The sequence below is a fragment of the Caballeronia sp. SEWSISQ10-4 2 genome (assembly GCF_030464885.1).
Classification (GTDB): Bacteria; Pseudomonadota; Gammaproteobacteria; order Burkholderiales; family Burkholderiaceae; genus Caballeronia.
Genome location: NZ_JALPRJ010000013.1, coordinates 71,438 through 95,061, shown reverse-complemented (window position 1 = coordinate 95,061; position 23,624 = coordinate 71,438). Strand labels below are relative to the sequence as shown.

The following is a 23,624-nucleotide window of genomic DNA, read 5'->3' as shown; positions in this document are numbered from 1 at the left end:
CTTACTGGATCTTCTTAGCCTTTTCGAAGGCTTCGTCGATCGTGCCGACCATGTAGAACGCCTGCTCCGGCAGATGATCACACTCACCTTCCACGATCATCTTGAAGCCGCGGATGGTTTCCTTCAGCGGCACGTACTTGCCCGGCGAGCCCGTGAAGACTTCCGCGACGTGGAACGGCTGCGACAGGAAACGCTGGATCTTACGAGCGCGCGCAACGGCGAGCTTGTCTTCCGGCGCGAGTTCGTCCATGCCCAGAATCGCGATAATGTCGCGCAATTCCTTGTAGCGCTGCAGCGTTTGCTGCACGCCACGCGTGATGGCGTAATGCTCTTCGCCAATCACGTTCGGGTCGATCTGGCGCGAGGTCGAATCAAGCGGATCCACTGCCGGATAAATACCCAGCGAAGCGATATCACGCGACAACACGACGGTTGCATCCAGGTGACCAAAGGTGGTCGCCGGCGACGGGTCGGTCAAGTCATCGGCAGGAACGTACACGGCTTGCACCGAGGTGATCGAGCCGGTTTTCGTCGACGTGATCCGCTCTTGCAGACGGCCCATTTCTTCAGCCAGCGTCGGCTGATAGCCCACTGCCGACGGCATACGTCCCAGCAGAGCCGACACTTCCGTACCAGCCAGCGTGAAACGGTAGATGTTGTCCACGAAGAACAGCACGTCCAGACCTTCGTCGCGGAAATGCTCGGCCATCGTCAGGCCGGTCAGCGCCACGCGCAGACGGTTGCCCGGCGGCTCGTTCATCTGGCCATACACCAGCGCAACCTTGTCCAGAACGTTCGAATCCTTCATTTCATGATAGAAGTCGTTCCCTTCGCGGGTACGCTCGCCAACACCGGCGAACACGGAATAACCACCGTGCTCTTTAGCGATGTTGTTGATCAGTTCCATCATGTTCACGGTCTTGCCCACGCCGGCGCCACCGAACAGACCGACCTTACCGCCCTTGGCAAACGGGCAGATCAAGTCAATCACCTTGATGCCGGTTTCGAGCAGTTCCGTCGACGGCGACAGTTCTTCGAACTTCGGCGCTTTCTGGTGAATCCCGCGCGTGATGTCCGAGTTGATCGGACCCGCTTCATCGATAGGACGACCCAGCACGTCCATGATCCGGCCAAGCGTCGGCTTGCCGACTGGCACGCTGATCGGCAAACCGGTGTTCTTCACCACCGTGCCGCGACGCAATCCGTCCGATGCACCCAGACAAATGGTACGAACCACGCCGTCGCCCAGCTGTTGCTGAACTTCGAGCGTCAGGTCCGAACCTTCCAAAACGAGCGCGTCGTAAATTCTCGGCATGTTGGAACGCGGGAATTCCACGTCGATAACCGCGCCGATGCACTGTACGATCTTGCCTTCTACCAAAGCAGTAGTACTCATCGCATTTCCTTTAGATACTTGATTCTTCACTCGCGCGACAGGCGCAGTTCGATTCGACGCTTGGGCGATCAACCGACCGCTGCTGCGCCACCGACGATTTCTGACAATTCCTTCGTAATCGCTGCTTGCCGGCTCTTGTTGTACACGAGCTGCAATTCACCGATCACGGTCTTCGCGTTATCCGAAGCGGCCTTCATGGCGACCATGCGAGCCGATTGCTCCGACGCCATGTTTTCCGCCACCGCCTGATACACGAGCGCTTCGACATAACGCACGAGCAGCTCGTCGACCACGGTCTGCGCATCCGGCTCGTAGATGTAATCCCACGAGGTCTTCGGTGTGACCAGTTCGCTCTTCGAGTCGAGGCCGTCCTTGCGCGCGAAATCGCTTGCCGACAAAGGCAGCAATTGTTCGATCACGGCTTCCTGCTTCATCGTGTTGACGAAGCGCGTGAATGCCAGATACACCGCGCTGATCTTGCCTTCCGAATACAGGTCGAGCTGAACCTTGATCGCGCCGATCAGCTTTTCCAGATGCGGCGTGTCGCCCAGATGCGTGACTTGCGACACGGTCTTGGCCTTCAACCGGTTCAGGAAGCCCAGACCCTTGCTGCCGATTGCCGATGCTTCGATCGTCTGACCTTTCTGCTCGAGCTCCTTGAACTTCAGGAGCGCCGCGCGCAGCACGTTCGTGTTCATGCCGCCGCACAGACCTTTATCGGTCGTGACGAGGATCATGCCGGCCGCTTTCGCGCCCTTGTTCTCAACCATGAACGGGTGGCGATACTCAGGCGTGGCAGCGCTCATGTGAGCCGCGACGTCGCGGATCTTGTCGGCATACGGGCGAGCAGAGCGCATGCGCTCCTGCGCGCGGCGCATTTTCGACGCAGCCACCATTTCCATCGCCTTGGTGATCTTGCGCGTGTTTTGCACGCTCTTGATCTTGCCGCGGATTTCCTTCATTCCAGCCATTGCTTACTCCTTTGTCGGTCCGAGTTAGCGCTTTAGCGCTTACTCGGGGCCCATGCAAAGCTATCGAAGTGGCGCGGGATGCTTCTTTTCTTCCAGGAAGCGGCCCGCGCCGCTTCAAATTTCGATCAAATCCGAAGATCAGTAAGCGCCCGACTTCTTGAAGTCCTTCAGCGCGGTATGCAATGCGCCGTCGTCGTCCTTCGACAAGTCTTTGTTATCTTCGATGCGCTTGATCATGTCCGCGTGCTTCGTCTTCAAGTAGTCGCGAAGACCCTTTTCGAACGGCAACACTTGCGCGACTTCGAGATCGTCGAGATAACCGTTGTTCGCGGCGAACAGCGCAACCGCCAGTTCCCAAACCTGAAGCGGCTGATACTGAGGCTGCTTCAGCAACTCGGTAACGCGACGACCGCGCTCAAGCTGCTTACGGGTCGCTTCGTCCAGGTCCGATGCGAACTGCGAGAACGCAGCCAACTCACGATACTGCGCCAAGTCGGTACGAATGCCGCCCGACAGCTTCTTGATGACCTTGGTCTGCGCTGCACCGCCCACTCGCGACACGGACACGCCTGCGTTAATAGCAGGACGGATACCGGCGTTGAACAAGTCCGTTTCCAGGAAGATCTGGCCGTCGGTAATCGAGATCACATTCGTCGGAACGAAAGCGGTCACGTCGCCGGCTTGCGTTTCAATGACCGGCAATGCCGTCAGCGAACCGCTCTTGCCCTTCACTTCGCCGTTCGTGAACTTCTCAACGTAGTCTTCCGACACGCGAGCAGCACGCTCCAACAGACGCGAGTGCAGATAGAACACGTCGCCCGGATACGCTTCACGACCCGGCGGACGACGCAGCAGCAGCGAAATCTGACGATACGCCCATGCTTGTTTGGTCAAATCGTCATACACGATCAGCGCGTCTTGACCGCGATCGCGGAAGTATTCGCCCATCGTGCAACCGGCGTACGGTGCCAGGTATTGCATGGCAGCCGATTCCGAAGCAGAAGCCGCGACCACGATGGTGTATTCCATCGCGCCGGTTTCTTCCAGCTTGCGCACCACGTTCATGATCGACGAAGCCTTCTGGCCGATCGCGACGTAAATACAGAAGAGGTTCTTACCCTTCTGGTTAATGATCGTGTCGATGGCAACAGCCGTCTTGCCGCACTGGCGGTCGCCAATGATCAGCTCGCGCTGGCCACGGCCGACCGGCACCATTGCGTCGATGGACTTCAGACCCGTTTGAACCGGCTCCGACACCGACTTACGCCAAATCACGCCCGGTGCAATCTTTTCGACAGCGTCGGTCATCTTTGCGTTGACCGGACCCTTGCCGTCGATCGGCACGCCCAGTGCGTCGACCACACGGCCGAGCAGTTCCGGACCCACCGGCACTTCGAGAATGCGGCCCGTCGTCTTGACGACGTCGCCTTCCGAAATGTGTTCGTATTCGCCCAAAATCACGGCGCCAACCGAATCGCGCTCGAGGTTCAGCGCGAGGCCGAAGGTGTTGCCCGGGAATTCGAGCATTTCGCCCTGCATCACGTCCGACAAACCGTGAATACGCACGATACCGTCGGTCACGGAAATCACAGTGCCTTGGTTGCGAACATCGGCGCTCGCTTCCAGGCCCTGGATCCGGCTCTTGATCAGCTCGCTGATCTCAGAGGGATTGAGTTGCATTAGTCACTCCTGATAGTCAATTCTTTACGTGCGCCGGCGCAAAAGCGCGTCAGGCGGACAGAGCCGTCTGCATGCTGGCGAGGCGCGCGCGGACCGAGGTATCGAGTACTTCGTCGCCTACCGTCACCCGCACGCCGCCAATGAGCGACTTATCGACTTCAACGGTAGGTTTGAGCTTGCAGTGGAATTTGCGTTCGAGATTCGCGACAAGGTCGCTCAACTGTGCGCCTTCCAGCGGGAATGCGCTGACAATCAGCGCATCGGCCGCACCTTCGCGGGAATTCTTCAGCTCGTCGAACTGCACGGCAATTTCCGGCATCAGCGTCAGCCGGTGGTTGTCCACCAGCATCTGCACCAAGTTCTTGGCCTCCGGCTGTTTCGCGAGCGGCGATTTCACCGCCGTCAACAACAGCTCGCTGACCTGATCGCGGCTCACTTTCGGGCTCGTCGCGATGGACAGCACTTCAGGCAGACGCGCAACCTGAGCCAGCTCCTCGACGAAGTCAGACCAGGCGGCGAGCTCACCCGCTTCGGCCACGCGGAATATGGCTTCTGCGTACGGTCGGGCGATGGTTGCAAGTTCGGCCATGATCAGAGCTCGGTTTTGAGTTGATTCAGCATCTCGGCGTGAGCCGATTGATCGACTTCGCGCTTCAGGATCTGCTCGGCGCCCTTCACGGCCAGCGCCGCGACTTCGCCGCGCAATGCTTCGCGCGCTTTCACGACTTGCTGGTCTGCGTCGGCCTTCGCTTGCGCAATGATGCGCGCAGCTTCAGCCTGGGCGTTAGCCTTGATTTCGTCGGCGACAGCTGCGGCGCGCTTTTCAGCATCCGCAATACGCTGCTGGCCGTCGTTACGGGCTTGCGCGAGTTCCTGGTCGACGCGCTTATGTGCGGCTTCGAGTTCGGCCTTGCCCTTTTCGGCAGCCGACAGCCCGTCGGCGATCTTCTTCGCGCGCTCGTCGAGGGCGTTGATCAACGGCGGCCACACGAACTTCATCGTGAACCACGCGAGGATCAGAAACACGACCATTTGCGCAAACAGGGTTGCGTTGAGATTCACGGTGTTTCCTTAAACGTTGCTAATCCGGAGAGTGAAACGGCAAGGCGCTCATCGAAAAAATCGCATCGATTAAGCGCCGTCGCACGTTCCGTCCTGCGCTTGATCGCTAAAAGCTCAAGCGCACACTTCCGAGGAACCTCAGCCTGCGGCGAGCTTCGACAGCAGCGGGTTCGCGAACGCAAACAGCATTGCCACACCAACGCCAATCAGGAACGCCGCGTCGATCAGACCAGCCAAGAGGAACATCTTGGTTTGCAACGGGTTCATCAGTTCCGGCTGGCGAGCGCACGCTTCAATGTACTTGCCACCCATCAGGCCGATACCGATACAGGCGCCGATTGCACCCAGGCCGATGATGATGCCGATACCGATGGCGGTCAGACCCTGGATGTTGGCGATGAAAGCGTTCATGACTACTCCTATGTGAAAAAGACTTTGGAACTAGATTTATAAAATTGAAACTCGATACGATTCTGCTGACTTTTGGTTCGCCGCTGCGGTGTTCTGCAGCGTTTCACCGAACTACTGTGAGCCTTCCCTGCTGCCTGATTTAGCTACTTAGTGCGGCTTAGTGCGAGTCATGCGCCTGGCCGAGATACACCAGCGTCAGCATCATGAAAATAAACGCCTGCAGCAGCACGATCAGAATGTGGAAGATCGCCCAAACCGTCCCTGCAACTACGTGGCCCAAAAAGCCGAGCACAGAGGCGTCCGCGCCGAAATGCCACATGCTGCCGAGCAACGCGATCAGCAGGAACAACAGCTCGCCTGCGTACATGTTGCCGAATAGCCGCATGCCGAGGGAAACCGTCTTGGCGACGAACTCGATGATGTTGAGTGCAAGGTTCGGGATCCACAGCAACGGATGCGCGCCGAACGGAGCGGACAGCAGTTCGTGAACGAAGCCGCCTGCGCCCTTGATCTTGAAGTTGTAGTAAATCATCAGCACGAACACGCCGATAGCAATGCCGAGCGTGCCGTTCAGGTCAGCCGTGGGGACGACCCGCATATGCGGGAACGTCTCGGACAAACCGAGCCAGCCAATCACGCGCGTAGGCAGGTCAACCGGGATGAAGTCGAGCGAATTCATGAGCGCGACCCACACGAACACGGTGAGTGCGAGCGGAGCGATGAAACGGCGGCTGCCGTGGATCATCGACTTTGACTGGTCTTCCACCATCTCGACCAGCATCTCGATGGCGCACTGGAAGCGTCCCGGCACGCCGGACGTTGCTTTGCGAGCCGCCAGACCCAGGATCAGGATGGTGACAAGTCCGCACAGGATCGACCAGAAAAGCGTGTCGAGATTCCAGACGTGGATATCGAAGATCGACGTCTGCTGCGAGGTGGAAAGATTCTGCAAGTGGTGCGCGATGTACTCCGACGGATCCATCGCGCGCGTTCCTTCGCTAGCTGCCATAACGTTAAAGCCACCCAAATTGTCGAAAATCTTCCGCCGCCCGTGTGATCCTCGATCCGCCATTCAGTGGTCGGTTCGCAGGGCACGAGCCCGCGTGCAGGAGAGCTACTCCGCACGTATTAATTTGCTCTGATACTGTTGGTACGTCACTTACCTGCCGCGTCAAGGCTACGGGGTGCGCTATGTCGCGCGCCTTATTTCCAAGCCATCGCGATCCAGTACGTCTTCAACGCGATGAGGTACGTCACCAGCAGCGGCACCCACAACACGCCTTTGAAACCGTACGCAATGGCCACGAACATCGCAATCGTCGCGCCCATCTTTATTGCTTCGCCGATCACCCAGCTTGCGATGGTTTCGGCGCCGCTCTTCGCTCTCAACCGTGCAGCGAACAATCCGCTCGGCACCCAGCAAATCGCTCCCCCGAGGAACGCGGACAGCGCAGCAGCGCCCGGTGGACTGTAGAACAGCCACCATGCCAACGTCGCACACAGGGACAAAACCATTTGCGCCGCCACAACCTTGAACGGCGTGACACGCGATGGACGACTCACTCCGGGACCAAACAGCGTCTCCGCCTCTGCCCGCGTGAGCGGAACAGTCTTGTTATCTTGTGCTTCAGCGTCCCACGAATCGTCGAATGGATGATCCGACGCGTGGCCCGGCTGACCAGAAGAAGAAATGATGCTGGGCGTTGAACCGGGTGTCTTGTGTCCGGTCAAATCCGCGGCAGGGCGTGAATCGCGCCCATCTTGCCCGCCTTCCGGCGCTCGATCCTGCTCTCGCACCGCCATCACACATCTCACTAAAGTCAGTTACAGCCAGCGCATTTGCCGTCCGTTCGTGGCTGGATTCAGCCTCATACTTACGTTGCGCTTTCGGAGTCGCCAAGCTGATAAATCCGGGGGATTGTAAGCGATTGTTGTCACAGATTCAATAGCTTAGGGCCATCAAAAATCAAGCGGACGAGCCTTAAAAACACGTCTCCGAATGGAGATTTCGCTTGTGTGGACAACGAGTCTGAATACCGCCGGATGCGTGCCGGTTTCACGTCGCTTTTCGGCAAGACATGGAATGCGTTGCGTGCGCCGCACCATTTTCTGGATGCCTAGACGAGCCACGCTCCAACAGCCGCTGCAACGATCCAGAACGGAATGGAGATGAGGTGAAACGGGCCCCACATGCCGCGTTCGCCCGAGAGTCGAACGGCAATCAGATTCGCAAGCGAGCCAATCGCGATGCCAAATCCACCGACGCTCACGCCGAATGCCAGCGCCCGCCAGTCTTTCGAAAACTCAGCGAGCATGATCGCAGCTGGCACGTTGCTGATTCCTTGAGACAACACAGCGCCCGCCGCATACGCTTTGAGCGGCGAATCGAGGCCAAGGCTTGCTATCGCGTGATGCACTGACGGCAACGCAGCTACGCTGCGCAGGACAATGAACATCAACACGAAGATCAGCAGCAGCAACCAGTCGATCTTCAACACGACCTGACGTCGCCACAACAAGAAGCCAAGTGCGATGGCGGCCAGTCCGATGCTGGCGTAACGGGCATCGGCGAGAATCACAAAAGCGATGAACGCAATGCCCGCTACCGTGCAAAGCGGGATATCGACGGAATGCGCTTCAGTATCGCCGGAAAGATCGAGCGGCCGGCTGTGGAACATCACAGCGGCCAGCACGTAAAGCATCGCCATGAGCGCCGCGCACAATGGCAGCAACGCCCACACGAAGCGGCCGAAGGACACGCCGCTCGTCTGCCAGAGGAAGAGATTCTGAGGATTCCCAAGCGGTGTAAGGATTGAACCGGCATTCACGGCGATCGCGATGAAGATCACCAAGCGCTTGATGGGAAGCGGCGCGAGTTTGTGCAGCGACAGGGTCAAGGGCACGACGGCGAACAGCGCGACGTCGTTGGTGAGCAAAGTGGAAAGCACGGCGGCAAGGCCGATCAACAGAAACGCAAGCCCGCGTTCCCCGTGAATCCGATGCACGACTCGGTGGGCCATCCACATGAGGAAGCCCGACAACTCCACCGCCTTGGTTACTATCAACAGGCCGGCGAGCGTCAGCACGGTCTGCCAGTCGATCAACGCGGGTAACGACGCCCACGGTTTGGAATGCAGGATCTGCAGCGCAATCAGCGCGGCAACGAGAATCGCCAGCACGGGCTCTTTCGTGACAAGCGCCCACGCTTTCGACAGCGGGCTCGTCTGAGCCGGCTTCACATCCGCGGGCGAGTGCATCCGCTTACGCTTGCGCCGCTGATACGTTGTCCGTGTTTGCCTGTTTACCGTTGACGACGCCCGAGCGCAAACGTCCCAGAATACCTTCGAGTGCATCGAGATCGCCGAAATCGATCTGCAACTTGCCGCGCCCTCGCCCGCCCATCTTGATCTTCACGTTGGCCGACAGCAGGTCGGACAACTCCTCTTCAAGCCGGCGCGTGTCGCGGCCGCCGTCATTTGCTGCGCGCGCTTTCGTGGCGGGCACTTCTTTAGTCGTCGATGAAACCAGCTTTTCGGTCTCACGCACCGACATGCGCTTGTTGACCACCTGGTTGGCCAACTGGATCTGCGTGGCGGCATCGACGGCAAGCAGCGCACGCGCATGGCCCATGTCGAGATCGCCGGCGAGCAGCATGGTTTGAACCGGCGTAGCGAGGTTCAGCAAGCGCAGCAGATTCGATACGGCACTGCGCGAACGCCCGACCGATTCCGCCGCTTGCTCGTGCGTGAAATCGAATTCATCGAGTAGACGCTGGATACCTTGCGCCTCTTCCAGCGGATTCAAATCCTCGCGCTGGATGTTTTCAATCAGCGCCATCGCCGCGGCAGCCTGATCCGGCACGTTTTTCACCAGCACCGGCACTTCTTCCAGGCCCGCGAGTTTCGCCGCGCGGAAACGCCGCTCACCGGCAATGATCTCGTACCGGTCGTCACCAATTGAACGCACGAGGATCGGCTGCATGACGCCCTGCGCCCGGATGCTGGCGGCGAGTTCCTGCAGCGCGCCTTCGTCCATGCGCGTACGCGGCTGGTATTTGCCAGCCTGCATCGAGTCGAGCCGCAAAACGTTCGGCAAGCCCTCGCTGCGTACAGCCTCGGTGATATCCGAGCTGCCGCCCAGCAGGGCTTCCAGCCCGCGTCCCAGGCCCTTCTTCTTCATCGTCGCGTTCATCTTGCTTCCTCGCTCTGCCATCTTGACGCTTTGTCCATTAAAGCGCGCGCACGCGCTCGATCATTTCCGTACCGAACTGGATATATGCCTGCGCGCCACGCGATGCCCGATCAAAAACGACACCCGGCAAACCGTAACTAGGCGCTTCGGCCAGACGGACGTTGCGGGGAATGACGACGTCGAAGAGTTTGTCGCCGAAATGCTGTTTCAATTGATCCGATACCTGTTGCTGCAACGTAATGCGCGGATCGAACATGACCCGCAACAATCCGATCACCTTCAGGTCGCGGTTCAAATTCGCGTGGACCTGTTTGATCGTGTTGACCAGGTCGGACAAGCCTTCGAGCGCGAAATATTCGCATTGCATCGGGATGACGACGCCGTGGGCGGCGCACAAACCATTCAGCGTGAGCAGCGATAAAGCCGGTGGGCAATCGATGAGGATGAAATCGTAGTCAGCCGAGACTTCCTCCAGCGCACGGCGCAGCACGCGCTCGCGATTCTCCACGCCGACCAGTTCCACTTCCGCGCCCGCCAGCTCGCGATTCGCCGGCAAGATGTCATATCCAACGGCGTCTGTGCGGGTGCACGCTTCGCGCACCGTCACACCGTTGACCAGCACTTCATACACGGTGTTCTCGACGGCGGCTTTGTCGATGCCACTGCCCATCGTGGCGTTGCCCTGCGGGTCCAGGTCGATCAGCAAGACGCGCTGGTCGAGCGCTGCCAGGCTCGCCGCGAGATTAACTGCCGTCGTCGTTTTTCCGACGCCGCCCTTCTGGTTCGCGACGCAGAAGATTTTTGCCATCGTGATGTGTCCCTTCTTTCCCGTCTGGATTTCAGGCGCGCGTGAGATGTCGACTGCAGTGTTCAATGTAGGGCCGCTCCGATTTCAATTTCGATCAGGTGGCGCTCGGCGTCGAGCATGGGCACGCGGAGGCGTTCGATAGAGCAGACTTTCGTGTTGGCCGGAAGGCGAGCAATCTCGGCATCCGGCTTGATTCCCTTCATCGCCCAGATGCGACCATTGCCGGCAACCAGATGACGCGCCAGTGTAACGAAGTCAGAGAGTTCTGCGAACGCGCGCGAGACGATTACATCGAAAAGACTTGGGACTTCGATTCCCGGCCGAAGATTCTCGACACGCCCCGTCACAACCGACAGATTACTCAACCCAAGTTGCAGCTTCGCCTGGGATTGGAAGGCCGTTTTCTTGTGAACGATGTCATTCAGCGTGATTTGCCAGTCGGGCAGGACAATCGCCATGACGATTCCCGGCAGACCGCCGCCCGAGCCAACGTCTAGCGCTGATTGAGGCCCGGTGCGGCGAGTGATAAAGGGAATGATCGCGAGAGAATCGAGGATGTGCTGAATCAGCATCTGGCGAGGATCGCGGATCGCGGTCAGGTTGTAAACCGCATTCCACTTGCCCAGCAATGCCACGTAGTCGAGTAGCTTTTGGCGCTGTGCGTCCGTGACGGCAATGCCGAGTTGCTCGATTCCTTCGTCCAGAAGCGCTTGTAGTCCGGTATCCCCGGCGTCACGCTGCATCACGAGACGGAGCGAGCGCTGCCACGCCCGTCCCTGCTATTCCCCGCTACCTGGTCGCGCCGGCCCATCGCTCGCTTGAGATGCACCATGAGCAGTGAAATGGTGGCCGGTGTGATACCCGAGATCCGCGATGCCTGGCCGATCGTCTCCGGACGGTGTTGCATAAGCTTTTGACGTGCCTCAAACGAAAGTCCGCGCACTTCTGCGTAATCGAACGCTTCCGGTAGGCGCGTATTCTCGTGCGTTCCGTTGCGCTCGATTTCGCCAGCTTGACGATCAATGTAGCCCTGATACTTCACCGCAATCTCAATCTGCTCTTCGATCTGACCGAGCAGGATCGGATCTTGTGCAAGCGGTGTTTCCGGACCAGATGTATGACCGCGCAATGCGCAAACATCGGCGTAAGTGATGTTCGGCCGACGCAGCAAGTCCGCCAGACTGTATTCATGATCAATCGGCTTGCCGAGCAATGCGATGGCTTCCTCAGCGGGCAACGTTTTAGGGTTAACCCAAGTCGATTTAAGCCGCTGTGTTTCACGTGAAACAGCGTCGCGCTTTTCGTTGAAAACGTTCCAACGCGTGTCGTCCACGACGCCGAGTGCCCTACCGGCTTCGGTCAAACGCATATCGGCGTTGTCTTCACGCAGCGAGAGGCGATATTCGGCGCGGCTAGTGAACATCCGATATGGCTCCGACACCCCTTGCGTGACCAGATCGTCGACTAGAACACCCAAATAGGCTTCATCGCGACGCGGGCACCACGCATCCCTGCCGCTGACCTGCAGCGCTGCGTTAATACCCGCCAGCAAGCCCTGCGCAGCGGCTTCCTCGTAGCCGGTCGTGCCATTGATCTGCCCTGCGAAGAACAGACCTCCAATCGCCTTTGTTTCCAACGACGCCTTGAGCGCTCGAGGATCGAAGTAGTCGTATTCAATTGCATAGCCCGGCCGAAGGATGTGCGCGTGCTCCAAACCCTTCATGGAACGGACCAGCTCAAGCTGTACATCAAACGGCAAGCTCGTCGAAATACCGTTCGGATAGAACTCGTTCGTCGTCAGTCCTTCAGGTTCCAGGAAGATTTGATGCGAATCCTTGGATGCGAACCGGTGAATCTTGTCTTCGATCGACGGGCAATAGCGCGGCCCGACACCTTCGATAACGCCCGTGTACATCGGCGACCGGTCGAGGCCAGCGCGAATAATGTCGTGCGTCCGTTCATTGGTATGCGTCACCCAGCACGGCACCTGCCGCGGATGTTGCTCAACGCGGCCAAGGAATGAGAACACCGGGACCGGATCGAGGTCACCAGGTTGTTCCTCAAGCTTCGAATAGTCGATAGTGCGGCCATCGATACGCGGCGGCGTGCCCGTTTTGAGCCGTCCCTGCGGAAGTCGAAGCTCCTTAAGCCGCGCCGATAGTGATACAGCCGCCGGATCCCCCGCTCTTCCGCCCGTGTAGTTGTTCAAACCGACATGAATCTTGCCGTCGAGGAACGTCCCGGCCGTCAGCACCACTGCCCTTGCGCGAAATTTCACACCAACCTGCGTCACGGCGCCCACGACTCGATCGCCTTCGACTATCAAATCGTCCACAGCCTGCTGAAACAGCCAAAGATTGGGCTGATTCTCAAGTCGATGCCGGATCGCTTGCTTATACAAAACGCGATCCGCCTGTGCCCGCGTGGCGCGGACAGCCGGACCCTTCGATGAGTTCAGAATCCGAAACTGGATGCCCGCTTCATCGGTTGCCGCAGCCATTGCGCCGCCAAGGGCATCGATTTCCTTGACCAAATGCCCCTTCCCGATCCCGCCGATCGAGGGATTGCAACTCATCTGGCCCAGCGTCTCGATGTTATGTGTCAGCAAAAGCGTAGCCGCGCCCATTCTGGCCGAGGCTAAAGCGGCTTCAGTTCCAGCGTGACCGCCGCCGACGACGATCACATCGAATTCAGTTGGATAAAGCATGGGTTCCCGCGCGAACTGGCGGACCTTCGAAAGAGATATCGAAGAATTATAGCCGGTTAGCTTTTGCCACGATTCAGGCCGAACGGCTAACGCGAAAAAAATGGCATGTTTCACGTGAAACACGCCATCGAAATTCGCCGAGTTTGAAAGAGCTAGGCCATCTTCTTCGCTAATCCTAAGTACGTTTCGATCACTTTTGGATTGTGAGCTAACTCACTAGCGGCACCTTCCATTGCGAATTCACCCGTTTCCAGCACATAGCCGTAATCAGAGATCTGCAGCGCAGCACGTGCGTTTTGCTCGATTAGCAGCGTAGCGACGCCCGTTTGTCGAAGCGCGCTAATGATATGGAAGATCTCTTTTACGATTAACGGTGCAAGCCCGAGGCTAGGTTCATCAAGCATCAGCAGATCCGGCTTTCCCATCAGCGCACGGCCAACCGCAAGCATCTGCCGCTCACCGCCTGATAACGTTCCAGCTGCCTGCTTCCGCCGCTCTTTTAACCGCGGGAACAAATCGAACACATGATCGAGTTGATCGAGGAAATTGCGCTCACCAGCACGCTTTCGTCGATACGCACCCAAAACCAGGTTGTCTTCCACTGTCATGCCGGCAAACAATTCGCGTTTTTCCGGCACCAAGCACATTCCACGTGAAACACGTCTCTCGATTGGCAGCGCGGAGATATCCTCGCCCAGATATCGGACTATTCCCTTCGCATAACCTGTGGAAGGCAGCGCGCCCATGATTGCGTTGAGCAATGTCGACTTGCCCGCGCCGTTCGGCCCAATTACCGAAACGATCTGCCCTGCGCCAACGGTGAGTTTCCCATCATGGAGTGCCTCGACCTTGCCGTAACGAACGGACAAACCGGTGACTTGGAGAATTGCATCGGCCATCAGTCCACTCCACCTAGATAAGCTTCCAAAACTGCCGGATCTTTCTGCACATCCTCAGGCAACCCCTCGGCAATCCGTGTGCCAAATTCCATCACCACCAGGCGATCGGTGAGATTCATCACGAAATCCATATCGTGCTCAACCAACAGAATGCTCATGCCCTCACCCTTCAGGCGTCGCAGCAAATCCGCCAGCTGCTGTTTTTCCTGATAGCGCAAACCAGCAGCTGGTTCGTCCAGTAATAGCAAAGTCGGATCGCAGCACAACGCGCGAGCAATCTCCAGAATCCGTTGTTGCCCAAGCGCCAGACTGCCCGCTTCGTCGTAGAGATGCTTTTCCAGACCCACCCGCTTGATCTGTTTCGCCGCTTCGGCCATCAACCGCGCTTCTTCGGCAGCGTTCAGACGGGCGACGCTGCGCCATACGCCAGTCTTGCCACGCAAATGAGCGCCGATCGCGACGTTCTCCAGAACCGTCATTCCCGATAGCAAGCGCACGTGCTGAAACGTCCGCCCAATGCCGCGTTTGACGATTTCACGTGAACTCATCGAATCGATGCGTTCACCCTGGAACGTAATCGAGCCGCTCGTTGCTTGCAGCACGCCCGTGACCAGATTGAACGTCGTCGATTTCCCCGCGCCGTTCGGTCCGATCAAGCCAATAATCTCGCCCGCCCGCACCTGAAAACTGACGTCGTTGACGGCGACCAGACCGCCGAACTGCTTGCGGGCTTTATCGACGACCAGCAACGGTTCGCCCATAGTTGGCTTCGGCCGCTGGGGCAGCGCTTCAGCATGCTCCGGGGCGCGGGCGCGCGGTCCACTGGGGAAAAGACGCGCCACGAACGGCCAAACCCCTTGCCGGGCGTACTGAAGCAGCAACACCATCAAGATCCCGAACACGATGATCTCAAAATTACCATTCGAGCCCAGCAGCTTCGGCAACAGCGTTTGCAGATAATCCTGAAGAACGGTGAGGATCGTGGCGCCTAAAACCGCACCCCAGACATGAGACACGCCGCCGACCACTGCCATGAACAAGAACTCAATGCCGTGATTCAAACCGAACGGCGTCGGATTCACCGCTCGCTGCAAATGCGCGTACAGAAAGCCTGAAATCGCAGCCAGCACGGCGGCATAGACGAAGATCACCACACGCATCCACGCGGTATTCACACCCATGGCTTCGGCCATCGTGCCGCCGCCGCGCAGCGCGCGTATTGCACGCCCAGGGCGACTATTAAGCAAATTCTGAACAGACACCACTGACAGCAACACGACCACCCAGATCAGGTAATAGATCGATCGCCCGGACTCCAGATGCCAGCCGAACAGGTTGAGCACCGGAATGCCGTTGATGCCGTCGTATTTGCCGAGAAACTCCAGATTTCCGAACAGAAAGAACAGCGACAGCCCCCAAGCGATCGTTCCGAGCGGTAGAAAGTGGCCAGACAGCCGCATGGTCACCATCCCGAGCAGCAGCGCGATCAGGGCCGTCAGCACCACGCCGACAATCAATGCGAGCCACGGCGACAGACCGAACTGCGTCGTCAGATAGGCCGTCGAATAAGCGCCGACACCAACAAACGCCGCTTGACCGAAGCTCGTCATCCCGCCAATACCCGTCAGCAGCACAAGCCCGATAGCGACGATGGAATACAAACCGATGTAATTCAGGAGCGTGATCCAGTACTCGGGCATGCGGACCGGTTGTGGCAGAACCGGCAGCATGAATACGACCAGCAGGAATACCCAGAAAAATTTGTTTCGCATGACGAATTTCATCGCGTCACTCCTCGTCTTCGTCCGAATGCGGGCTTGCCAGACTCCGCCACAGCAGCACCGGAATGATCAGCGTGAAGACGATCACCTCTTTGTACGCGCTCGCCCAGAACGACGAATACGACTCAAGCAGCCCGACCAGCAGCGACCCCGCTGCGGCAAGCGGATAACTCACCAACCCGCCGACGATCGCGCCCACGAACCCCTTCAAGCCGATCAGGAAACCCGAGTCGTAGTAGATGGTTGTGATCGGCGCCACCAGGACGCCGCAAAGCGCGCCTAAGCCGGCCGCGAGCGTGAAGGCAAGCCGTCCAGCCTGCGTCGTGCCGATGCCCACCAGCCGCGCGCCAAGCCGGTTCACCGAGGTCGCGCGCAGCGCCTTGCCGGAGATCGTGCGGTCGAAGTACAGATACAGCGCGACGATCAGCACCACGGCCGTCCCGACGACCCACAGACTCTGCCCGGAGATGGAAACGCTGCCGAGGTTGAAGGTGGTGTCGGAGAACGCGGTCGTGCGCGACCCTTCCGCGCCGAACATGACGAGGCCGAGGCCGACCATCGCGAAATGGACGGCTACCGCCACGATCAGCAGCAGCAGCGTGCTGGCTTCGGCGATTGGCTCGTAGGCCAACCGATAGACGAATGGACCCATCGGAATCACGATCAGCAGCGCGAGCGCAACCTGCGCGATCATCGGCAGCGGCTGCATCAGCACGCTTTGCGTCAGCGCGTACACGGCGACGGGGAATAGCAGATATTTGCCGGCGAGCACAGCGAGCGTGCGACCAATCTGCCTGTGCCGGGAAGGATGCCGCACGATGCCCGCAATCTCCGCGACAAAGCACCCCACGCCCATCGCGATGAGCAGCCAGCACGTTGCCGGCAGCTTCTGCGTTTGCAGCGCGGCGAGCGTCAGCGCGCCGTAGGCGACGAACTCACCCTGCGGGATGAAGATGACACGCGTCACCGAAAACACGAGGACCAGCGCGAGCGCCAGCAATGCGTAGATCGCGCCCGTGGTGATGCCGTCTTGCGCGAGAATCGCCGCAATCGATAAGTCCATACTTCCTCTTTAGGAGCGTCCTGCCACTGGGGCTGCCGGGTCAGCCCATCGAAAACATGGCCTGGCGCCGCGAAAGAAACGCAGCCCCAGGCCATGGTTGAAACTCCGGAACGCTAACGCGCCAAATTGCCAGCGCGCAAGCAGTCGACGCCAGTGCTAATCATTTTGCAGCTTCCACTTGCCATCGACGATCTGCACCATCACGCGTGCGCGCTTGTCGAGGCCGTTGTGATCGGCCGGCGTGGTGTTCATCACGCCGTGCGCGAGCGGCTGGTCTTTCACGTTTTCAAGCGCTGCGCGCAGCGCCACACGAAACGCTTCGGTGCCCGGCTGAGCCGTCTTGAGCGCTTCGGGAATCGCTTGCTGCAGCATCTGCCCGGCGTCCCATGCATGGCCGCCAAATGTAGATATCGATCCCGCGCCGTACGCCTTCTCATACGCCGCCTTATAAGCCTGCGACGACTTCTTCACCGGATTGCCCTCCGGCAATTGATCCGTGACGAGGATTGGCCCGGCCGGCAGCAATTCGCCATCGCAATCCTTGCCGCACACACGCAGGAAGTCGTTGTTCGCCACGCCATGCGTCTGATAGACCTTGCCTTTGTAACCACGCTCCTTCAGCGCCTTGGCCGGCAACGCCGACGGTGTGCCGGCGCCCGCGATCAACACCGCATCGGGATTCGCGCCCATGGTCTTCAGCACCTGGCCCGTAACCGAGGTATCGGTGCGGGCAAAGCGTTCGTTCGCGACAATCTTCAGGTTGTGCGCCGTGGCGGCCGTGTTAAACACGCTGTACCAGCCGTCGCCATACGCGTCCGCGAAGCCGATGAAACCGACCGTCTTCACGCCGTGCTTCTCCATGTACTCAGCGATAGCGTCGGCCATCAGGCTGTCGTTCTGCGGCGTCTTGAACGCCCACGTACGTTTTGCGTCCATCGGCGAGATGATGGCGGCGGAAGCGGCCATCGAGATCATCGGCGTCTTGCCTTGGCTCGCGGCATCGAGCATGGCGAGCGAATTGGGCGTCACCGTGGAGCCCACGATGGCGTCGACATGATCTTCATCGATCAGCTTGCGCGTGTTCTGCACGGCACGGCTGGTGTCGGAACCGTCGTCGAGCACGATGTACTCCACTGACTTCCCGCCGATCTCCTTCGGCAACAACGCGATCGTGTTTTTCTCGGGAATCCCAAGCGATGCCGCCGGTCCTGTCGCCGATAACGTCACCCCGATCTTCACCTGTGCGACGACCGCGCTCGCACCAAAGGCGAGCGTCACTCCGAGCGCCGCGCTCGTGAGGTGTCCCTGCCACTTCCAACGGTTGGTCTTTTCCATTGCATCGTCTCCAGACGCTATGCCATCGCGCACGCCCTGTGCGCTACTGCGAGTTGTTATGAATCTTTGTCGTGCGGTCTTCGTTTAGCCGCTCAATCTATTTTCGGTCATCGCATGCGCCTGGACTCGTTTTCCCTCAGCGTTAACCGTCAGGTCTACGCTGCCGAGCCCATCCAAAACGACGTAGCGATAAACCCCGAAAAAAAGGCGCGTTCGAAGCAACGCGCCTTTGATCGGTTCATATCGTCGTGTCGGCCGCCATCAATCTTTGGCGAGCTTCCACTGGCCGCCGACGATCTCCACCATCACCCGCGCGCGTTGATCGAGTCCCGAGTGATCGTTCGCGCTCATGTTGAAGATCCCGTGCGAGCCGGGCAAGTCCTGGGTGCTTTCGAGCGCCGCGCGCAACGCTTCGCGAAATGCCTGCGAGCCGGGTTGTCCCTTCTTCAACGCAATCGGAATTGCACGTTGCAGCAGCAAGCCCGCATCCCACGCGTGCCCGCCGAACGTGGACACGGAACCCGCGCCGTTCGCACCTTCATAAGCCTGCTTATACGTCAGCGCCGACTTCTTCACCGGATTCGAATCGGGCAATTGCGCCGCGACCAGCAACGGCCCGGCGGGCAGGAACGTGCCTTCACAATCCTTGCCGCACACACGCAGGAAATCGTTGTTCGCGACGCCGTGCGTCTGATAGATCTTGCCCTTGTAGCCCCGCTCTTTCAGCGTCTTTTGCGGCAAAGCGGCCGGTGTTCCCGCGCCCGCGATCAGCACGGCATCCGGATTCTGCGACACGACTTTAAGAACCTGTCCCGTCACCGATGCATCGTTACGCGCGAAGCGTTCATTCGCGACCAGCTTGATCTTCGCGAGATCGGCGGCTTTGGTGAATTCCTTGAACCAGCTTTCGCCGTAAGCGTCGCTGAAACCGATAAACGCCACCGACTTCACGCCGTGATTCGACATGTGCTGCGCGATCGCCGTCGCCATCAGGATGTCGTTCTGCGGCGTCTTGAATACCCACGCGCGTTTCGCATCCATCGGTTCGACGATCGTAGCTGCCGCGGCCATCGAGATCATCGGCGTGGAAGTTTCCGAAGCCACGTCGATCATTGCAAGCGAATTGGGAACTACCGTTGAGCCGATCAGGGCATCAACGTGATCTTCACTCGTCAACTTGCGCGCGTTCTTTACCGCTTGCGTGGAATCGGTCGCGTCGTCGAGGACGATGTACTGCATCTTCTGGCCAGCAATCTCCTTCGGCAGCAACGCAATCGTGTTTTTCTCAGGAATTCCCAACGATGCGGCCGGGCCGGTGGCAGATAAAGTCACACCGATCTTTACGTCTGCGAAAGCCTGCGAACTGACTACTGAGGAAACGCTCGCGACGAATACCGCCGTCGAGATCCAGCGTAAAACCAACTTCATCGATATGCCCCGTAAATGTGTTGTGTTCACTAGCGCGATTTTACGATTTCTATATCCCGACCACGCGGTCGGTGAATCGGGAGTGTAGCGGACGAGAACCGCATGGGGCAAGCGTTTTGAGGGGATTTGAACGCACCAATGCGCGCTAAGCCACGCATTGAAAAATGCCCGGGAAAACCCGTACGAAAATGGATAAATTAATGTGAATCGGGCAGCGTTCGGAGACCATATCTGGCCCCTTAATGCGAGGAGAAAAATAGAGTTGAATGAGGTAACCGATAAACGTGAAGCACAAATAAAAAGCGCTGTTGGAATCATCCAACAGCGCTTTCGGTCGGGCACTTGATGCCTCGTTGTCTCCTCGTTCTCCACCTCAAAATTCGGGGTGCAACAGAACTGAAACGGATATTAGATTGCGCAACGAATACCGACAACCTAGCATTTACCCTAGTGGTGCACGTTAGCACCTTTATTGGGCAATTGCTCATCTACGCCCCGTTAAATAGCGCGATTATCCGAGGGAAAACCATCGCTCATGCTCGCATATAGTTCGGATCGCAAACTAAATCGCACTGCTTCCGCTTGAATTCCTTTAACCGCGCAAGGGACGAACCCGCGCAATGATTTCTCCCACAATGCCACGCCGGAACAGCAGCACGCACGCAATAAAGATCAGCCCCGTCACGATCGTCACCGACTCTCCGAGCGAGTTAAACCAATCTATTCCGGTAAGCGAAGACAGCGCACTGCCGATATCGCCGAGACGATTTTCCAGCGCCACGATAATGAACGCGCCGAGCAAAGGCCCGAACATGGTGCTCATGCCGCCAACCAGGGTCATCAGCACGACCAGGCCGGACATGGTCCAGTACGCGTCGCCGAGCGTCTCGAAGCCGAGCACCAGTGTTTGAAGCGCGCCGGCCAGCCCCGCCAATCCCGCCGACAACACGAACGCCAGCAACTTGAAACGCGACGTGTCATAACCGAGCGAGATCGCGCGCGGCTCATTCTCCTTGATCGCGATCAGCACTTGCCCGAACGGCGAATGCACGATGCGCACGATAAATCCGAACGCCAGCACCATCACCAGGAGCACGATGTAATAGAGCGTCAGATCGGAGCTCAGACTGATTGCGCCGAACAGTTTGCCGCGCGGCACGCCTTGCAGACCGTCCTCGCCGTGCGTGAACGGCGCCTGCAGGAACACGAAGTAGACCATCTGCGCGAGCGCCAGCGTGACCATCGCGAAGTAGATGCCTTGGCGGCGAATAGCAAACAAGCCCACGATCAGGCCGAGCAATGTCGCGACGGCCGTGCCCGCGATCACGCCGAGTTCCGGCGTAAAACCAAGCGTCTGGATGGCATAACCGGCCGAATAACCCGCGCTGGCGAGAAACATCGCGTGGCCGAACGAGAGCAGGCCCGTGTAGCCGATCAGTAAATTGAAGGCAGCGGCGAACAGCGCGAAACACAGCACTTTCATCATGAAGACCGGGTACACGCCGAGAAACGGCGCTGCGATCAGGCCGGCAAGCAACACGCCGTAGAGCACTTTCCTAACCATCATTTTTCCTTGCCGAAAAGTCCCGCCGGGCGCACCAGCAGCACCAGCGCCATGATCACGAAAACGACCGTCGCGGAGGCTTCCGGATAGAACACGCGTGTCAGGCCTTCGATCACGCCGAGCCCGAGCCCGGTGAGGATCGAGCCCATGATCGACCCCATTCCGCCGATAACGACCACGGCGAACACGGTGATGATCATCGACTGTCCCATCAGCGGCGACACCTGGATCACAGGCGCGGCAAGCACGCCGGCGAAGGCCGCGAGCGCGACGCCGAAACCGTAGGTTAGCGTGACCATCAACGGTACATTGATGCCGAACGCCTCGACCATCTTCGGGTTCTCAGTGCCCGCGCGAAGGTACGCGCCCAGCCGCGTTTTCTCGATCACGAACCACGTCGCGAAGCACACGATCAGCGATGCCAGCACCACCCACGCCCGATAGTTCGGCAGGTACATGAAGCCGAGATTCGTCGCGCCCGAGAGCAGTTCGGGGACGTCGTACGGCTGGCCCGACGATCCGTAGATCGAGCGGAACACGCCTTCTATCACAAGCGTGATGCCGAACGTGAGCAGCAAGCCGTAGAGATGGTCGAGCTTGTAAAGCCAGCGCAACATCGTCCGTTCGATCACAACGCCGAATACGCCCACGATCAGCGGCGCGAACACGAGCATTGCCCAGTACGGCACATTGAAGTAGGAGAAACCCATCCATGTGAGCATCGCGCCCAGCATGAACAACGCGCCGTGGGCGAAGTTGATCACGTTGAGCAGGCCGAAGATCACCGCGAGGCCCAGGCTCAAGATGGCGTAGAACGATCCGTTCACCAGCCCGAGCAGCAACTGGCTCATCATCGCCGCGAGCGGAATGCCGAAAATTTCCATTGAATCTGCCGTCAGAGTAGTTTCGACGCATGCCGCCTTAGCTCGATATGAGCAAGCCGCCATGCGTCGATCGATCATGCAGATTGCGTGACACCCGGATGCAATGAAACCCCCGACGTCATGCTTGAATCCGCAGTGCCGCTATAACCCGGCCGCTTATTTCCACAACGCGCAGCGCGACTCCGCCTTCGTGCCGAACGCCTGGTCGCCCGGAATGGTTGCCGTGATCTTGTAGTAATCCCAAGGTTCTTTCGACTCCGACGGCTTCTTCACTTCCATCAGATACATGTCGTGGATCATGCTTCCGTCCGCACGGATGTAGCCGTTCTGCGCGTAGAAGTCGTTGACCTTCATCTTGTGCAACTGGTCCATCACCTTGTCGCTATCGGTCGATCCAGCGGTCTGCACCGCCTTCAGATACGTGGTCGCGGCCGAATAGTCCGCGGCCTGCAAACTGGTCGGCATCTTCTTCATCTTGGCGAAGTAACGCTGCGCCCATTTACGTGTCTCGGCATCCTTGTTCCAGTACCAGCTATCCGTTGCGACCAGGCCCTGCGTGGTTTCGAGACCCAGGCTGTGGATGTCGGTGAGGAAGATCAGCAGCGCAGCGATTTTCATCGACTTGGTGATGCCGAATTCTTTCGCCGCCTTGATCGAGTTGATCGTATCCCCGCCTGCATTCGCCAGACCCAGCACCTGCGCCTTCGATCCTTGGGCCTGCAACAGGAAGGAGGAGAAGTCAGAGGCCGACAGCGGATGACGGACTACGCCGACCACCTGACCGCCGTTCGCCTTCACCACGTCCGACGTGTTCTTCTCCAGCGCCTTGCCGAACGCATAATCCGCCGTGAGGAAGAACCACGTCTTGCCGCCCTGCTTCGTCACCGCCGAGCCCGTGCCTTTGGCGAGCGCCATGGTGTCGTACGCATAGTGAACCGTGTACGGCGTGCATTGCTCGTTGGTCAGGGTATCCGCGCCTGCGCCAATGTTGATGTACGGAATCTTCTTCTCGCCCGCGACCTGATTCGTCGAGAGCGCGGTCGCCGAATTCGTGCCGCCGATGATCACATTCACGCCGTCGCGGTCGATCCATTCCCGTGCACGCGATGCTGCAATATCCGCCTTGTTCTGATGATCGGCATAGACGAGTTCGATCGGCTTGCCGTTCACCTTGCCGCCGAAATCCGCGATGGCCATGCGAATGGATTCGAGGCCGCCTTGACCGTCGATGTCCGCATAAAGACCTGACAGGTCCGTGATATAGCCGATCTTCACCGTGTCGCCGGGCGCTGCATGTGCGTTGCCCGCCATTAGCGAGGCTGTGGCAGCGGCAACCGCAAGGCAGATGCCCGACAGGCGCGCGAGGGTCTTCTTCTTCATTACAGTCTCCGTTGAGTTGTTGTTCTTGCGGTTAGCCGCGTGCTGTTACGTTGAACTTGCGTTT

General features: G+C 58.7%; 21 protein-coding genes. All 21 read right to left on the bottom strand.

Features of this window, described 5'->3' with window-relative positions; genetic code table 11:
* Window position 1: 1 nt before the first annotated feature.
* Complete coding sequence (atpD, locus tag M0D69_RS11570; RefSeq protein WP_301782155.1) at window positions 2-1,396, bottom strand: F0F1 ATP synthase subunit beta; 1,395 nt, start codon at window positions 1,394-1,396, stop codon at window positions 2-4.
* A 68-nt stretch (window positions 1,397-1,464) separates the two neighbouring features.
* A complete protein-coding gene (gene atpG / locus M0D69_RS11565) occupies window positions 1,465-2,367 on the bottom strand; it encodes a F0F1 ATP synthase subunit gamma (RefSeq protein WP_047895193.1) in 903 nt (300 codons plus the stop codon).
* A gap of 138 nt (window positions 2,368-2,505) precedes the next feature.
* Window positions 2,506-4,047, bottom strand: coding sequence for a F0F1 ATP synthase subunit alpha (gene atpA / locus M0D69_RS11560; RefSeq protein ID WP_301782154.1), 1,542 nt, complete (start codon window positions 4,045-4,047; stop codon window positions 2,506-2,508).
* Between the two features lie 49 nt (window positions 4,048-4,096).
* Entirely contained in the window at window positions 4,097-4,636 is a 540-nt protein-coding gene (locus tag M0D69_RS11555) for a F0F1 ATP synthase subunit delta (protein WP_301782153.1), read from the bottom strand.
* Between the two features lie 2 nt (window positions 4,637-4,638).
* Complete coding sequence (locus M0D69_RS11550) at window positions 4,639-5,109, bottom strand: F0F1 ATP synthase subunit B (protein WP_301782152.1); 471 nt, start codon at window positions 5,107-5,109, stop codon at window positions 4,639-4,641.
* Window positions 5,110-5,247: 138 nt separating this feature from the next.
* Window positions 5,248-5,520 carry a F0F1 ATP synthase subunit C gene (atpE, locus tag M0D69_RS11545; RefSeq protein WP_047895197.1) on the bottom strand — a complete coding sequence of 91 codons (273 nt, stop codon included), beginning with the start codon at window positions 5,518-5,520 and terminating at the stop codon, window positions 5,248-5,250.
* 157 nt (window positions 5,521-5,677) lie between these two features.
* Window positions 5,678-6,529, bottom strand: coding sequence for a F0F1 ATP synthase subunit A (gene atpB, locus M0D69_RS11540; protein ID WP_301782151.1), 852 nt, complete (start codon window positions 6,527-6,529; stop codon window positions 5,678-5,680).
* A 194-nt stretch (window positions 6,530-6,723) separates the two neighbouring features.
* A complete protein-coding gene (locus tag M0D69_RS11535) occupies window positions 6,724-7,323 on the bottom strand; it encodes an ATP synthase subunit I (RefSeq protein WP_301782150.1) in 600 nt (199 codons plus the stop codon).
* Between the two features lie 314 nt (window positions 7,324-7,637).
* Window positions 7,638-8,777: an SLC13 family permease gene (locus M0D69_RS11530; protein WP_301782149.1), complete on the bottom strand. Its 1,140-nt coding sequence runs from the start codon at window positions 8,775-8,777 to the stop codon at window positions 7,638-7,640.
* A gap of 4 nt (window positions 8,778-8,781) precedes the next feature.
* Window positions 8,782-9,711: a ParB/RepB/Spo0J family partition protein gene (locus M0D69_RS11525; protein WP_301782148.1), complete on the bottom strand. Its 930-nt coding sequence runs from the start codon at window positions 9,709-9,711 to the stop codon at window positions 8,782-8,784.
* Window positions 9,712-9,748: 37 nt separating this feature from the next.
* A complete protein-coding gene (locus tag M0D69_RS11520) occupies window positions 9,749-10,519 on the bottom strand; it encodes a ParA family protein (RefSeq protein ID WP_301782188.1) in 771 nt (256 codons plus the stop codon).
* A 62-nt stretch (window positions 10,520-10,581) separates the two neighbouring features.
* Complete coding sequence (gene rsmG, locus M0D69_RS11515; protein WP_301782187.1) at window positions 10,582-11,262, bottom strand: 16S rRNA (guanine(527)-N(7))-methyltransferase RsmG; 681 nt, start codon at window positions 11,260-11,262, stop codon at window positions 10,582-10,584.
* Complete coding sequence (gene mnmG / locus M0D69_RS11510; RefSeq protein WP_301782147.1) at window positions 11,262-13,226, bottom strand: tRNA uridine-5-carboxymethylaminomethyl(34) synthesis enzyme MnmG; 1,965 nt, start codon at window positions 13,224-13,226, stop codon at window positions 11,262-11,264. Before mnmG ends, rsmG begins: the two co-directional genes overlap by 1 nt.
* 152 nt (window positions 13,227-13,378) lie before the next feature.
* On the bottom strand, window positions 13,379-14,125 hold the full coding sequence (locus M0D69_RS11505; protein WP_301782146.1) for an ABC transporter ATP-binding protein: 747 nt from the start codon (window positions 14,123-14,125) through the stop codon (window positions 13,379-13,381).
* Window positions 14,125-15,909, bottom strand: a complete 1,785-nt coding sequence (locus tag M0D69_RS11500; RefSeq protein ID WP_301782145.1) for an ATP-binding cassette domain-containing protein — start codon at window positions 15,907-15,909, stop codon at window positions 14,125-14,127. The genes M0D69_RS11505 and M0D69_RS11500 overlap by 1 nt, the downstream gene beginning before the upstream one ends.
* Before the next feature lie 4 nt (window positions 15,910-15,913).
* Complete coding sequence (locus M0D69_RS11495; RefSeq protein WP_301782144.1) at window positions 15,914-16,969, bottom strand: branched-chain amino acid ABC transporter permease; 1,056 nt, start codon at window positions 16,967-16,969, stop codon at window positions 15,914-15,916.
* A gap of 156 nt (window positions 16,970-17,125) precedes the next feature.
* Window positions 17,126-18,304 carry an ABC transporter substrate-binding protein gene (locus M0D69_RS11490; RefSeq protein WP_301782143.1) on the bottom strand — a complete coding sequence of 393 codons (1,179 nt, stop codon included), beginning with the start codon at window positions 18,302-18,304 and terminating at the stop codon, window positions 17,126-17,128.
* 261 nt (window positions 18,305-18,565) lie between these two features.
* Window positions 18,566-19,732 (bottom strand): ABC transporter substrate-binding protein, encoded by a 1,167-nt coding sequence (locus M0D69_RS11485; protein ID WP_301782142.1) that lies wholly within the window; start codon window positions 19,730-19,732, stop codon window positions 18,566-18,568.
* A 592-nt stretch (window positions 19,733-20,324) separates the two neighbouring features.
* Window positions 20,325-21,296: a branched-chain amino acid ABC transporter permease gene (locus M0D69_RS11480; RefSeq protein ID WP_301782186.1), complete on the bottom strand. Its 972-nt coding sequence runs from the start codon at window positions 21,294-21,296 to the stop codon at window positions 20,325-20,327.
* The gene (locus tag M0D69_RS11475) at window positions 21,296-22,180 is read right to left on the bottom strand and encodes a branched-chain amino acid ABC transporter permease (RefSeq protein WP_301782141.1); all 885 of its coding nucleotides are present in this window, start codon (window positions 22,178-22,180) and stop codon (window positions 21,296-21,298) included. Before M0D69_RS11475 ends, M0D69_RS11480 begins: the two co-directional genes overlap by 1 nt.
* A gap of 156 nt (window positions 22,181-22,336) precedes the next feature.
* Complete coding sequence (locus tag M0D69_RS11470; protein ID WP_301782140.1) at window positions 22,337-23,560, bottom strand: ABC transporter substrate-binding protein; 1,224 nt, start codon at window positions 23,558-23,560, stop codon at window positions 22,337-22,339.
* Between the last annotated feature and the right edge of the window lie 64 nt (window positions 23,561-23,624).